A 13,434-nucleotide genomic window follows, 5' to 3' on the forward strand; every position below is an offset into this window, starting at 1 on the left:
CGGGGCGCGGCGGGACGGGGCATGGATAACCTGTGGGTATGAAGAACCTGGACCTGAACCTGCTGCCCCACCTGCAGGTCATCCTGGAGTTGCGGAACATCACCAGGGCGGCGGAGCGCCTCCAACTGAGCCAGCCGGCCACCAGCGCGGCGATGTCCAGGCTCCGGCGCCATTTCGACGACGAACTCCTGGTCCGCAACGGCCGCATCTATGAGCTCACGCCCTTTGCGCAGTCGCTGGTCCCGCTGGTTGATGAAGCGATGCTCCACATCCAGCGGGCCACGCGCGTCAGGTCAGGGTTTGATCCCGCAACCAGTGAGCGGGAGTTCGTCATCGCGGCGTCGGACTATGCGGCTGCGCTGATCGTGGGGCCGCTGCGCGGGATCCTCCGGGAAGAGGCCCCGGGGGTGTCGGTGGATTTCGTCCCCACCGCAAAGACCGGGATCCAGGGCCAGATGGCCGATTACTCCAAGATCGACCTGCTGGTGGGGCCCACCGGCTACCAGATGCAGGGAGCCAGCAAACAAGTGTTCCGCGATAGCTTCGTTGCCATCGCCGATGCCGGGAACCCCCTGCTGCAGCAGCCCCGCCTGACCCTGGCGGACCTGACAGCCGTGCCCCACGCCGTCGGCTACTTCGGCGAGGGCATCAGCACCCCGGCGGACAAGCTGTTTGAGTCCAGGGGCTTCCAGCGCCGCGTGGCTGCGGTGGTGGCCGGGTTCCTGTCGCTGCCGCTCCTGGTCGAAGGGACGGACCTGGTGGCGCTCGTCCCGCGGATGTTGGCGGCCCGGGCCCAGCGAGGCGCGGACATCGTTGTGCTGGAGTTCTCCGAAGGCGCGGAAGCGTCCCTGGTGGAGGCGATGTACTGGCACCCGTCCCAAGCGGAGGATCCGGCCAGCGTCTGGCTCCGGTCCGTGGTTCAGCGGTCCTGCGCCCGGCTGCACGAACTTTTCCCCGCCGCCGCCCACGGGGTGACTATCCAGCCCTGACTATCCGGACGGCGAATACCACGTAGAGCCAAGACGCCGTTCCCCTTCCTGCCCATCCCTGCGAAAGTCGAGGAAACCCGCTTCCGAAAGGATCTCCCATGCCCGCTTCCAGCCAGCGCCTGGCAGGCAAAACCGCCGTCATCACCGGAACCGCCAGCGGCCAGGGCAGGGCCGCGGCGCTCGCCTTCGCAGAGGCGGGGGCCTTTGTGGTGGGCTGCGACATGGACGACGACGGCGCCGCGGCCACCGTCGCGGCCGTCACTGAAGCCGGTGGCCGGATGAGCAGCAGCCGGGTGGATCTCACGGACGAGGCAGCCGTGGCGGCCTGGGCCGCGGACGTCGTCGCAACGCAGGGCCAGGTCCACATCCTCTACGCCAACGCGGCAGTCACCCGCTTCGCCCCGGTGGAGCAGCTCACCTTCTCCGACTGGAAGTGGAACGTTGAACACGAAATGGACGTTGTGTTCCTGCCGGTCAAGTATTTCTGGCCCCAGCTGATCCAGGCCCGGAATGCCGCCATAGTGCTGGTGGGCTCCACTGCAGGAGTCACCGGGTCCATGACCAACGGCCGGCTGGCGCACACCGCCACGAAGGGTGCCGTGGTGGCGATGACAAAGCAGCTTGCGGCCGAGGGAGCGCCTCACGGTTTGCGGGTTAACGCGGTCAGCCCTGGCATGATCCGCACCGCGGCCACGGAAGGAAACCTCCTCGCACCCGACCACCCGATGCGGAGCATCGCCGGGAGCATTCCCCTGGGCCGGATAGGCTCGCCGGAAGAGGTGGCCCAATGCGCGCTGTTCCTGGCCTCCGACGAAGCCTCGTACGTCACCGGCGCCAACTTGATGGTCGACGGCGGCTGGTCGGCGGTGCTGCCGGGCTGACCTTCGCCGTCCTCCCCCAACTAGGTAGCGCTAAGTGTCGTTTTGAGGGTTCAAAACGACACTTAGCGCTACTCAGTTGGGGTGGAGGGGGTCAGCGGAGGGCGTCGGCGATGGACTTGGCGCCGCCGTGGGAGGACTGGCCGCCGTCCACCGGGATCTCCGCGCCCGTCACGAAGGAGGACAGCGGGCTGAGCAGGAAGAGCACGACGCCGGCCACCTCCTCCACGTTTCCGGTGCGTCCCAGCGGGGTCTCGGCGAGGGTGGCGTGGCGGAACTCAGGTTTGGCGCTCGCGGTCATGGGTGTCTCGATGAAACCCGGGTGGACCGTGTTCACCCTAATCCCGCGAGGCCCGAGCTCCATGGCCGCCACCTGGGAGAGCCCGCGCAGCGCCCACTTGCTGGCCGTGTAGGCCACTGGATAGTGGGCGGTCAGGCCTGCGACGGAACCGACATTCACGATCGAAGCCCCGCCGGGCATCAGCGGCGCCAACGCCTGGATCCCCAGCAGGCTGCCGGCCACGTTCACTTCGTAAACCTCCTGCAGATCAGCCACGGAGGCGTCCAGGAGACGGCTGCGCTGCGTGATCCCGGCGTTGTTCACCAGCCCGTCCACCTGCCAGCCCTCGGACCGGATCCATGAAGTCAATCGAGCCCAAGCGGCCGCATCGCTCACGTCCAGCTGCCGGTACAACAAGGATCCTCCGGGACTTGTGGACACATCTGCCAGCCCGGCAGGCATGTCCGCCGCAAGGTCTGTGGCGATCACTCGTGCCCCGGCCTCCGCCAGCAGCCGTGCTTCCGCGGCACCCTGGCCTCCGCCGGCGTCGGTAACCACCACGGTCCTGCCTTCAAGCTGAAGGGAAACCACCCTAAATTCCGGCGTCAACCGCAGCGTTAACCGCGGCGGCCACCCGGTTCCGTGGACGCGGCCGGGCAGGAACCCGGGTGATGGCTTCGCGCCGGGAACCGACGGTGTTCTCGATGGTGCCGATGCCTTCCACGGTCATGCGGACAACGTCGCCGGTCTTCAGCGGCGGGGGAGTCTGGGAGCCGTTCCGTCCCCAGAGCTCGGCCAGGCAACCGCTGCCGCAGGTGCCGGAGCCCAGCACATCGCCGGGCCGCACCACGGAATCCTGCGAGGCGTAGGCCACCAGTTCGGCGAACGGCCACCCCATGTTGGAGAGCAGGTCCTGGCCGATAGTCTCGCCGTTGACTTCCACGGCCATGGAAATGGGCAGGAACCCTTCGGCGTCGTGCCGGTCCTCGAACTCGTCCGCGGTGACAATCCAGGGCCCCAATGTGTTGGAGAAGTCCTTGCCCTTGCACGGCCCCAGGCTGACTTTCATCTCCCGCCGCTGCAGGTCCCGCGCAGACCAGTCATTGAGGATGGTGTAGCCGAAGATGTGCCGGTGGGCCTGTTCTGCGGTCAGGTTCCGGCCGTCACTTCCGGGTACGCGTCCGACGACGGCGGCCACCTCGGTCTCGAAGTCCAGGTCCGTGCAGCCCGCCGGAATACCAATCACCTCGCCAGTGCCCGTCACTGTATGCGGGTTGGTGAAGTAGAACGTCGGGGCCTCGTACCATTCAGGCACCACGCCGGCCACGCCGTCGATGCTCTTGCGCACGCCCTCGACGTGTTCCTCGAATGCCACGAAGTCCCGGATGGTGGCCGGGACAAGCGGGGCCAGCAGTTGCACCTCCGCCAGCGGAACGGGCACGGCGGAATCGATCGTCGCCCGGGCAACATCAAGCGTCTCCGCAAGTCCGGCGTCGAGCAGCGTCTGGACGGACTGGCCTGCGGGCAGGGCGTGGCAGGCGCCGTCATCAACAAAGCCGGACTGGGTCCGGCCGTCGTGATTCCAACGGGCAATCTTGACCATAAAAGCCTCCTTAGGCGGTGTGGCGGGCGGCGAAGGCGGATGCGGGCGTGATGCCTAAGGCGGCGGCGTTGCCGCCGAGTACTGCCGCCTCATCCGTTGCCGGCAGCTGGGCGTCGATGACTTCCGTGACGGGACTGTCCGAGCCCATGTCGAACGGATAGTCGGACCCGAGCAGCACCCGCTCCGGCCCCGCCGCCGCCACGAGCGCCCGCAACTCAGCGGGGCTGTGGACCAGCGAGTCGAAGTACAGCTTCTGCAGGTAGGACGACGGCGGTTCTGCGCACCCGTGTGCCTCCGGCCGTACCCGCCAGGCGTGGTCCGACCGGCCCAGGGTGGTGGGCAGGTAGCCGCCGCCGTGCGCCGCCAGGACTTTGAGGCCAGGGTGGCGGTCCAGGACGCCGGAGAAAATCAGGTGCGACAGTGCCACCGCGTTTTCCGCGGGCTGGGAGACGGTGTTGGCGAGGTAGAAACGGTCCAGCCGCTCATCCAGCGAGCAGCCGAACGGGTGCAGGAACACCAGGGCGCCCAGTTCTTCGGCGCGGCTCCAGAACGGTTCGAGCCTGGGGTCGGAGAGTTCCACGGTGCTGCGCTCCGGACGGTCCGGGGTGGCAGCGAACGATCCGATCTCGACGCCGAGCAGCCCGCAATCCAGCACCGCGTGTTCCAGGGCTTCCACCATCAGGGCGGGGTGCTGGAGCGGGACCAGGCCCAGGCCGTTGAGCCGCTCCGGTGCACGGTCCACGAACTCCCGCACCGCCTGGTTGGCCGCCTTCGCCACCTGCAGCGCAAGTTCCTCGCCGGCAAAGTAGTAAAAGTGCGACGGCGACGGCGAGACCAGCTGCACGTCCACGCCCTGGGCGTCCATGTCAGCGAGCCGGCGGTCCAGATCAGTCAGCTGCGGCCAACGCTCCTTGATCATCTTGCCCGAAGCAGCCATGGACTCTGGCCCGTTACGCCGCACCTCCAGCTCCTGCTGCGCGCCGAAGCCCGCGGGATCGGCCTCGGCCACGAGCTGCTGCAGGGCCGGGAGCAGGACGTGGGCGTGGACGTCGACTGTGGGGCTTTCACCAGGGCGGGTACTCATGCAGGTTCCTTCAGCATGGTGGAGAGGGAGTGCATCAGGCCCGGCACATCGGCGTCACGGACGCCGTCGAGCATCCACTGGCCCAGCTGGACTGACGCGTTAACCACGGTCCTGGCCCGGTCCAGGCGGCGGTCAGTGAATTCCTTCCAGAGCGTTTCGGTGACATCGTCGGCCTGGATCAGCAACTCGGCCAGCACGGCGGCGTCCTCCAGGGCCATCGCGGCACCCTGCGCCACCGTGGGCGGGCAGCTGTGGGCGGCGTCGCCGATGATCACGGTGCGGCCGCGGTTCCACGGGCCGTCCACCAGATGGGTGGTGAACCACGTGTAGTTAATGCGGGCGCTGTGGTCCAGGTTGGCCCGGATTTCGTTCCACGGGCCGCCGTAGGCCGCCGCGAGTTCGGTCATGATGCGGGGGCCGTCCTCGTGCTTGCGCTCCTGGGCCTTCTCCACGAGGTAGGCGTAGATGGTGTCCGGGCCGGTGGGGCAGTAGCCAGCGATGAAGCAGGGGCCGCCGTAGGTCAGGTCCGTGCGGACCACTTCCTCGGGCCGTTCCACGAAAGCGCGCCAAATGCCCATGCCGGTGGGCTGGGGCTCCACATCGATGCCGATCGCTTTGCGGACGGCGGAGTGCAGACCGTCGGCACCGATCACGAGGTCATAGGTGGCGCTGCCGCCGTCGGCGGTGCTGACGGTGACGGAACCGCCGTCGTCCGTAATGTCGGTGACCGTCTTGCCGTAGCTGATCCGCGCGCCTGCCTGCTCCGCACGTTCGCGGAGGATGGCGGTGAGGTCGGGGCGGTACATGCCCATGGTGGCAGGCAGGTCGTCGCCGCCGGTGCGGATGTCCTCCAAGACGGCGATGACGGTGCCCTCCGGGTTGGGAGCTCGCAGGCCCAAGGTGCTGAAACCATAGCCCTTTGCCTCCACCTTGTCCCAGACGCCCAGCTGGCGGAGCACCCGCAGGGCGTTTCCCTGCAGGGTGATCCCGGACCCGAGGGTCTGCGGGGCGTCGGCCCTCTCCAGGATTTCAACCTGGACTCCGGCGTCGGCCAGGAGGATGGCTGCGGCAAGCCCGGCGGCTCCCGCCCCAACGATTCCGACGTTCTGTACTGCTGCCATCGCTGACTCCTTTGTATTGACGGCGTTACTGCTGGTGGTTGTTGTACTGCAAGTTACCGGACTGTCTTTATCGAACGGCGATCGGGTTCACGGGAGATCCGACGGCTCCGGTAATGGGGAGCGGGGCTGCGGTAAGCAGGAAGTCGTACCTGCCGTCGGCCGCGCATGCCTCTGCCAGTCCGTCCGGATCCCACATCTCGCCCAGGAACATGCCGAGGTTGGGGATGGCGATCTGGTGGAGGGGCTGGAACGCGCCATCGAATTCGTTGGGGCGGACCTCGAAGCCCCAAGTGTCAGTGGCGATCCCGGCGATCTCGCTGCGGTGCAGCCAGGGGGCGGTGCTGAAAGACAATCCTGGGGCTGAGCCTCCGGCGTAGTCACCCCAGCCGTCGCGCCGCACCCGGGTGTACTGGCCGGTGCGGATGACCACGATGTCGCCCCGGCCCACCTTGGAAGTGGCCCCCTGGAGCTCAATAGTCCGCTGGAGGTGCTCCGGGGTGATCGCGAATCCGTCCGGCAGTTCGCCGTCGTTACTTCCCAGCTCCGGGCCGAGGGCACGGCCGACGTCGAGCAGGACCCCGCGGGTGACGATCTTGGCGGCGGCGGTCTCGATGCCGGTCACCAGGTCACCTTCGGAGGTGACCACGTCCCCGGCGGCGCGGCCGTTCCAGGCCTTGCCCTGGTCGAAGATGTGGCCCAGGCCGTCCCATTGCGTGGAGCACTGCAGCGGCATGGCGATCACATCGTCCGCGCCGCCGAAGCCGTGCGGGAAGCCCTGGTTGCCGCGTTCAGCGTCCACTCCAGTGTCCGTCATGGTGTGCACGGGGTTGGTGCGGCGGCGCCAGCCCTTCTGGGGGCCGTTGGTATCGAACGGCTGGGAGAGCGAGAACGCCTCACCGGTCCTAACGAGGGCGGCGGCTTCGACGCGCTTGCCGGCGTCGATAAAGTTCAGGGTCCCCAGGACGTCGTCCTGGCCCCAGCGGCCCCAGTTGTTGTGGGACTGGGCCATGGCGCGGATGCTGCCAAGGGGATCGTCACGCCGGATAACCGGGGAATCAGTGGTTGATTCCCCGGTTCCGGTGGTAGGTGCTGTGTCCTGTGTGGTCACGGCTTGCTGCTTTCGGTGGTGGTTTCGTCGTTGCAGTGGATGAGCTGGGTGCCCAGCCCGGTGATGGTGCCTTCCATGACGTCCCCGTCCTGCAGGAGCCGGCCCCAGTGCTGGCCGTTGCCTGCAGGGCTGCCGGTGAGCACCAGATCGCCCGGTCGCAGCGGCATGATCTGCGAGGCTTCGCTGACGAGCTTGGCGACGCCGAAGATCATGTCGGACGTGGATTCGTCCTGCATGGCCTTGCCGTTGAGCTTGAGGGTGACCTGGACATTCTGCGGGTCGCCGAAGAACTTGGCCGGCACCAGCAGCGGCCCGGTGGGCAGGAAGCCCGGCGCGTTCTTTGCCCGGTACCAGTCCGACCCGATGGCCGGCATGTCCTTGCGGAAGACGTACTCACGGGTGGTGATGTCGTTGACCATGGTGTAGCCGAACACGTGGTCCAGGGCTTCCTCGGGGGTGACCCGGAACGCTGTCTTCCCGATCACTGCCGCCAGTTCGAGCTCCCAGTCGTGGGACTTGGAGTAGGCAGGCAGGGTGAGGTCGTCCGTGGCGGACGCGATCGCCGTCGGAAGCCCGATGAAGAAGTACGGCGTGCCCTGGCCCGCGCGCTTGTCCATCATGACGGCTGTCCTGGCGCGCACTTCCTCTGCGTCCTCGCCAGGCTCGCGGTGCGCGACGGCAAGGTCTATTACATGCTTGCGGTAGTTCGCGCCCGTCTGCAGGATCTGGACCGGCTCCACCGGGGCGAGGATTTCGACGTCGGCCAGCGCCAGGCCGGCTTCCTTGCCCGCGGAGGCGGCCAGTGAGTCCAGCTGGCTTTCCGTGGTGTCCCAGTGCTCGATCAGGGAGTTGATGTCCCCGTCCAGCGGGAGGACGCGGTCTTCAACAACCAGTCCCACGCGTGCCTTGCCGTCACCGGACTCCTGGTAGCGGATGAGTGCATACTGTGCTTCGGCCATGATGCCTTAGCCCCGGCCGTGCTTGGCGTACGGGTTCAGCAGGGCTTCCTTCATTTCGGGCGAGGCGCCTTCCTCCGTGGCGGTGAAGCCCTCGGCAGGCGGGAAGGATTCGGTCATCGAGTGCGGCATGGCGCCGTTCTTGTAGAAGTTGTTCGAACCCAGGGACGGCTTCCAGGTGTTGGCTTCCCAGTCGGGGACGTAGTTGCGGTAGCCGCCGGAGTTCAGTTCCACGCGCAGGCCGGACGGCTCGCGGAAGTAGAGGAAGTTCTGCTCGCCCACGCCGTGGATGGAGGGGCCGTATTCCATGGGGGTGCCGTTTTCCATCATAACGTCGGCGGTGCGGAGCAGGTCCTCGGTTGCGTCCACCCAGAAGGCGATGTGGTTGACGCGGCCGGGACGGCTGGACGTGTCCAGGACAACGCCGAGGTCGTGTGACTTTTCGTTCGTGGTCAGGACGGAGAAGACGGTGATGGGTGCTTCGTCCAGGTCAACGAAGGCCATCACGCGGAAGCCCAAAGCCTCGTTGTACCACTTGGCGAAGCCGCGGACGTCGGAGGTGGCCACCGTGACGTGGTCCAGGAAACGGGGCGCTGCGGCGTGGCTGCTGCGGCGTTCCGGGCGGTCCGGGTAGGTGGACTCGAAGCCGGGCTCGGCCACGAACTTCTCCACGTCATAAAAGAGGCGCATGTGGTGGCCGTAGGGCCCGGTGAATTCGTAGGCCTTGCCGTAGCCGTGGCCGCCGGCGGTCCAGGCGCCCTGCACGCCGGTGGCTTCGATGCGCTGGGCCGCGGCTTCCAGGGCTGCCTGGGAATTGGTGCGCCAGGCCATCCGGCCCAGGGACGCTTCCGGGCCTTCGGTGACCACCAGGCTGTAGCGGTAGTAGTCGCCCCAGCAGCGCAGGTAGACGTTGCCGTCCACGCGGTCGATGATGCGCATGCCGAACTTTTCCTCATAGAAGCGTGCCGAGGCTTCGACGTCCGGGCTGGTGATTTCGAGGTGTGCAAGATGGGAGAGGGGAGTTTCCACGTTGAAGTCCTTCTGGTTACTGGCTGCGGTTTCTTGGTGCAGGTCCTGTTACTACTGTGAGGCACTTCATATATTCGGGGAAGGCGGTGTTTTTGATATCAAGTATCCGTCTCGCTGATACCCCCCGAAGGGGACGCTCTCTCACTTAATGCGTCTAAACCGCGAACGCTCGTGCACTTTCCCATGGAAGGTGCGGGAGCGTTGGCCAGGATGACGCATTAAGTGAGAGAGCGTGCCGGCTGGGGACTACTCCTGGCCCAGCCCCGCGGCCGAGGTCTTCTCCCCGGAGACGCTGTTGAGCGCCCGCAGGTCGAAGATCCCGTTGATGTCCGCCTGCTTGGTGGTGCCGGCGGTTACGCCGTCGGCCAGGAGCTTCTGGTAGGTCCCGGCCAGCGGGTCCACGGTAAACACGATGTTCTTCAGGGACCGGTCGATCACGTCGGCCTTCAGTTCGGCTCCGGCGGCTTCCTTGAGCGCGGCGTTGATGACGCTGGCCTTCTCGCCGCTGGCTGCCCCGTTCAGCCACTCGACGGATTTCACGTGGCCCTTCAGGAGTGCCTTGACGGTGTCCGGGTGGTCTGCGGCGAACTTCTGGTTCACGATCAGGATGGTGGTGGGGAACTCGCCCGGCTTGCCGGAAAGCGAGCCGTCCCAGAGGTCCTTCTCGTCCACCAGCACCTTGGCGCCGGCGGTCAGCACCAGGCGGGAGGCCCAGGGCTCAGGCAGCCACGCGCCGTCGAGCTTTCCGTCCTGGAACAGTTTCAGGGTCTGGGCGTTCTCGGTGGGGTTGATGGCGACGTCGCCGCTGCCGTCAACGTTGGTCTTGTAACCCTGCGCGGCAAGCCAGGCGCGGAGGGCGACGTCCTGGGTCCCGCCAAGCTGCGGGGAGGCGAGGATCTTGCCTTCGAGGTCTGCCGCAGAGTTGATCTCCGGCTTGACCACCAGTTGGGCACCGCCTGCCGCGGCGCCGGCGATGATGTTGATCGACTCGCCGCCGCTCTTGACGAACGAGTTGATGGCGGGGTTCGGGCCGATGTAGGTGGCGTCGATGGCGCCGGCATTGAGCGCCTCGATGGCTGCTGGCCCGGCGTTGAACACCTGGGTGCTGAGCTTGGTGCCGCCCAGTTCGCCGGCGATGTAGCCCTGGCTGACGCCGACGAGGGCGGGGGCGTGGGTGACGTTGCCGAAGTAGCCAAGCTTCAATTCGGCGGCGGGGTTGCCGGCGGGGACGGTTTCCTCGGCGGTGGCGGTAGCGGGAGCGGCGCCGCCATTCGCGGTGGCAGCGATGGCTGCGCCGCCTCCCACCAGGGCAAGGAGGACGGCGGCAATGCCAATCTTCTGGCCCAGCGGACGCCTGGGTGTGTTGGACTGCCCCGCAACGATGCGGGTGGAGTCTTGGGGGTTCCTGTTCGAGGGGTCTGACATGGGATTTTCCTTTGCTGGGGCGGATGCTGAGACGAGATTACGGAGCGCCCGGCAGCCCCACAATCATTCCCGTAGCGGGCGTTCACGGAAGGTCTCGAGCGCTCAACAGGGCGTAGCGCGGCGTCAAGAAACGTCGCGGGACGTCTTCTGGGGCGGCGCCGCTGCCGCTGCACCCGATGTGGCGCGGGCACCCACCGTCATCCTCAGCGTTGACCTGGACCACAAACGCGAACGCCTCGTGCAGGCAGAAATCCGTTATGCATTGGGCACATAGACAGGCCGTTAAATTCCTGCGGAAATCTTGTGGGAGTCCCTGTATCGGTAGCGGTGCAGTTCTGCGCATGCTTGTTAGGGCAGCCGAGATCAATGGGGAGATCATGACACCAAGCCATGCAGCTTTACTGGCAACAGCAGGAATGTCGTTAGCCTTGACCACAGGCTGCGCCCAGGGGCCGGGTGTCCTGTCCGGCACCATAACAACCGAGGCCCTCTCCCCGCCTGCCACCTCCACTCAGCCCGGTCCGGCACCGTCCGCCCAGGCCAGTGACTCTCCGCTGCAGGTCATTACCATCCCTTTGGGTAAGAACAGCGGGGTTGAGGCCAGGTTCCCCATTAACGGCTACTTCGCAGCGCCGGGCATGGAGATCACCTTCAATGCCTCTAAGTCCGTCGGCGCAATCAGTACCTATGAGTGGGACTTCGATGGGGACGGCACCTACGATGCGAGCACCACAGAGCCCGTCTACAAGCACACTTATTGGGACGAGTTCGAAGGAGAGTTGGCGCTGCGGGTCTCGAACCCCATCGGAAGCACGCACGTCCTGAGGATCCCGGTTCACGTCAGCACGAAGCCGTTTCATCAGCAGTTGGCCCCGCCGAAAAACGTCCGGGCAGAGACGCTCTCCACCGTCAACGGGATCAGCGAAATCAAGGTGTCCTGGGAGTCCGACGATCTGGCTGCTGACTCCTGGGCTATCGCCATCAACGGCATGCCGGTCGGCCGCATCGAAAAGGCAGCACGCTCCACTACGGTCACCGACATCCAGCGGAAAGAAGACGTGCTCGTAGAAGTTTTTGGGGTAACCGCGGACATGGAAGTTGGACTCCGTGCGGGGACGACGCTGCCTGCAGCCAAGTAGGTGCCTCTTTTGCCGCACGGCGTACGGCTCGAACCATCATTCCGACGGCTGGAGCGCGGAAGGAGGGAAGGGCATGCGCTAGTGCTGGGTCAGACGCATCCTTGCGGCCCGTTCCACAAGGACCGGCACATAATCCCGAATGGGACCGTCGTCGAGGAAGCGGTGTTCTTCAGCGACCACGTCCTCGATGACGGAGCGCTGTTCCTCGGGGAAGCGTTCCGCCAGCCGGTCGACAACAGCCATGAGGGCCCGCACTTCGGGTTCTTTTGTCATTCCCAAAGCTTCGGCCTGGTGACGAGGAGAGTCAACCATCACTTTGTCGTCCCACGTCAGGGCTGCAAGCCTGCACGTGGCGGCCTAGGACGCGGTTGCCTCGGCGTTGGATGGGCGGCTCCACGGCCCCGGTGATGGCAAGGGTGAAGCCGGGGGACTGGATGTTGGCGAACAGCCACTTGCGTCCTTGCTGTCAACCAGGATCCTGACCAGGAGGGCGCCTTCGACGGCCCCGACAACATCACGGTGGCACCCCAGGGCGGGCTGATCCTGGCAGAAGACGGCGAGGGGCGTCTCGCACCTCGTGGGCGTCACAGACCAGGGCATGTCCTACCCGCTGGCCCGGAACGAATTCAACGACTCGGAGTTCTGCGGCCCGGCTTCACGGATGGCCGGAAGGCCATCCGGCCAGGAGGAGGTGCGCGTGTAGCGTGCGCCTGGACGAGAGGAACGTACGACGACGGCCTCGCCGCCTTTCACAGCTGCCGGAGGTTCCAGAATGCTCAGAACAGGAGGAGTGGCTGCTGCCCTTGGCGGGCAGCAGCCACTCCTCTTTGCGGTCTGGTTCCTTGCGGGTTAGCTCCTGGCCGCTCTTAGCCTGCGGCGGCGGGCCGCGACTCCCGGACGGCTGACGGCGTGAACCTCGCCCCGGTGTCGGGGAAGCCCGGCACCTCGATCCGTGCGTGGGTGTGGACCTCCTGGACTGTCCGCCGGGTGTGCTCAGCGATCTCCTCCATGGTTGCCACCCACATGCCGTCCATGCCCTTGACCCGCTCAATAAGCCGTTCCAGGGCAACGGCTTTGGAGGGCCGGCCGGAGATGAAGGGGTGGTTGGTGAGGACAAAGCAGCTGCCCTGGGCATGGTGGGCCTCTGCCTCGAGCGTCCACATTTCCAGGACCTTGGCGGGGCTCTCGATGACGCCGCTGCCTGTCACACCCGGGTAGAAGGCATACTGCTCCCAGTCGTCCAGGGCCCAGTCCACGGGGATCTCCACAATGTCCCGGGAGTCGCCAGGGGCGACGCTGAAGCGGTAGGGGGCATCGCCGTCGAGCAGGCTTGAATCATAGAGGAACCCGCGGTCCGCCAGGAGCCCGGCGGAGTGCCAGTTCAGTTCCCACCACGGCGCCCGGTAGCCCACCGGCTCCACCCCGGCGGCCTTGGCCAGCGCCTCGAGTCCGCGGTCGATGTACCGCGCCTCTGTCTCCGCGCTGATCCCCTGCATGGGCTCGTGCAGGTAGCCGTGGTGGGCCACCTCGTGCCCCGCGTCCACGATCCGCCGGACGGTGTCCGGGTAGCACTCGGCCGTGAAGCCGGGGACGAAGAACGTGGCGCGGATGTCCTGCCGCTGGAGGATCTGCAGCAGCCGCGGGACCGCAACCTTGGGCCCGTAGGACTGGTGGGTCATCAGGGACATGCGGCTTGTGCTCTTGGGATCGTGGGCGATGGTGCAGGACTCAGCGTCGACGTCGAACGTGAAGGATGCTGCGGCACGCTTGCCCTCGGGCCAGGTGATCGGGTGGGCGGAGTCGGGGAAAGCTTCAGTCATGG

General features: G+C 66.4%; 14 protein-coding genes. 4 read left to right on the forward strand and 10 right to left on the reverse strand.

The window, feature by feature from the left end:
* Window positions 1–38 precede the first annotated feature (38 nt).
* Both FHJ30_RS00850 and FHJ30_RS00855 read left to right on the forward strand, forming a co-directional pair.
* A complete protein-coding gene (locus FHJ30_RS00850) occupies window positions 39–989 on the forward strand; it encodes a LysR family transcriptional regulator (RefSeq protein WP_139027381.1) in 951 nt (316 codons plus the stop codon).
* Window positions 990–1,087: 98 nt separating this feature from the next.
* Window positions 1,088–1,870, forward strand: coding sequence for an SDR family NAD(P)-dependent oxidoreductase (locus FHJ30_RS00855; protein WP_139027382.1), 783 nt, complete (start codon window positions 1,088–1,090; stop codon window positions 1,868–1,870).
* Window positions 1,871–1,961: 91 nt separating this feature from the next.
* Here FHJ30_RS00855 and FHJ30_RS00860 read toward each other — a convergent pair whose 3' ends face one another.
* The 8 genes from FHJ30_RS00860 to FHJ30_RS00895 form a co-directional block, all read right to left on the reverse strand.
* Window positions 1,962–2,738, reverse strand: coding sequence for an SDR family NAD(P)-dependent oxidoreductase (locus tag FHJ30_RS00860; RefSeq protein WP_139027383.1), 777 nt, complete (start codon window positions 2,736–2,738; stop codon window positions 1,962–1,964).
* Between the two features lies 1 nt (window position 2,739).
* The gene (locus FHJ30_RS00865; protein WP_139027384.1) at window positions 2,740–3,750 is read right to left on the reverse strand and encodes a fumarylacetoacetate hydrolase family protein; all 1,011 of its coding nucleotides are present in this window, start codon (window positions 3,748–3,750) and stop codon (window positions 2,740–2,742) included.
* A gap of 10 nt (window positions 3,751–3,760) precedes the next feature.
* Window positions 3,761–4,834: an amidohydrolase family protein gene (locus tag FHJ30_RS00870; RefSeq protein ID WP_139027385.1), complete on the reverse strand. Its 1,074-nt coding sequence runs from the start codon at window positions 4,832–4,834 to the stop codon at window positions 3,761–3,763.
* A complete protein-coding gene (locus FHJ30_RS00875; RefSeq protein ID WP_139027386.1) occupies window positions 4,831–5,955 on the reverse strand; it encodes an FAD-dependent oxidoreductase in 1,125 nt (374 codons plus the stop codon). The genes FHJ30_RS00870 and FHJ30_RS00875 overlap by 4 nt, the downstream gene beginning before the upstream one ends.
* A 67-nt stretch (window positions 5,956–6,022) precedes the next feature.
* Window positions 6,023–7,063 carry a cyclase family protein gene (locus FHJ30_RS00880; RefSeq protein ID WP_139027387.1) on the reverse strand — a complete coding sequence of 347 codons (1,041 nt, stop codon included), beginning with the start codon at window positions 7,061–7,063 and terminating at the stop codon, window positions 6,023–6,025.
* Window positions 7,060–8,022, reverse strand: coding sequence for a fumarylacetoacetate hydrolase family protein (locus tag FHJ30_RS00885; protein ID WP_139027388.1), 963 nt, complete (start codon window positions 8,020–8,022; stop codon window positions 7,060–7,062). The genes FHJ30_RS00880 and FHJ30_RS00885 overlap by 4 nt, the downstream gene beginning before the upstream one ends.
* A 6-nt stretch (window positions 8,023–8,028) precedes the next feature.
* Window positions 8,029–9,048, reverse strand: a complete 1,020-nt coding sequence (locus tag FHJ30_RS00890; protein WP_139027389.1) for a VOC family protein — start codon at window positions 9,046–9,048, stop codon at window positions 8,029–8,031.
* A 246-nt stretch (window positions 9,049–9,294) separates the two neighbouring features.
* Entirely contained in the window at window positions 9,295–10,473 is a 1,179-nt protein-coding gene (locus FHJ30_RS00895) for an ABC transporter substrate-binding protein (RefSeq protein WP_139027390.1), read from the reverse strand.
* Window positions 10,474–10,901: 428 nt separating this feature from the next.
* Here FHJ30_RS00895 and FHJ30_RS00900 point away from each other — a divergent pair, with 428 nt between their 5' ends.
* Complete coding sequence (locus FHJ30_RS00900) at window positions 10,902–11,612, forward strand: PKD domain-containing protein (protein ID WP_179997638.1); 711 nt, start codon at window positions 10,902–10,904, stop codon at window positions 11,610–11,612.
* Between the two features lie 78 nt (window positions 11,613–11,690).
* On the opposite strand, the gene FHJ30_RS00905 is transcribed toward FHJ30_RS00900, so the two are convergent.
* The gene (locus tag FHJ30_RS00905; RefSeq protein ID WP_139027392.1) at window positions 11,691–11,885 is read right to left on the reverse strand and encodes a three-helix bundle dimerization domain-containing protein; all 195 of its coding nucleotides are present in this window, start codon (window positions 11,883–11,885) and stop codon (window positions 11,691–11,693) included.
* A 246-nt stretch (window positions 11,886–12,131) separates the two neighbouring features.
* Here FHJ30_RS00905 and FHJ30_RS21945 point away from each other — a divergent pair, with 246 nt between their 5' ends.
* Window positions 12,132–12,482 carry a hypothetical protein gene (locus FHJ30_RS21945; RefSeq protein ID WP_373683146.1) on the forward strand — a complete coding sequence of 117 codons (351 nt, stop codon included), beginning with the start codon at window positions 12,132–12,134 and terminating at the stop codon, window positions 12,480–12,482.
* Here the strand turns inward: FHJ30_RS21945 and FHJ30_RS00915 are convergent.
* Entirely contained in the window at window positions 12,479–13,432 is a 954-nt protein-coding gene (locus FHJ30_RS00915) for a polysaccharide deacetylase (RefSeq protein ID WP_139027393.1), read from the reverse strand. The genes FHJ30_RS21945 and FHJ30_RS00915 overlap by 4 nt on opposite strands.
* Between the last annotated feature and the right edge of the window lie 2 nt (window positions 13,433–13,434).

Origin of the sequence: Arthrobacter sp. BB-1 (genome assembly GCF_006151685.1) — a bacterium.
Taxonomy (GTDB): domain Bacteria; phylum Actinomycetota; class Actinomycetes; order Actinomycetales; family Micrococcaceae; genus Arthrobacter.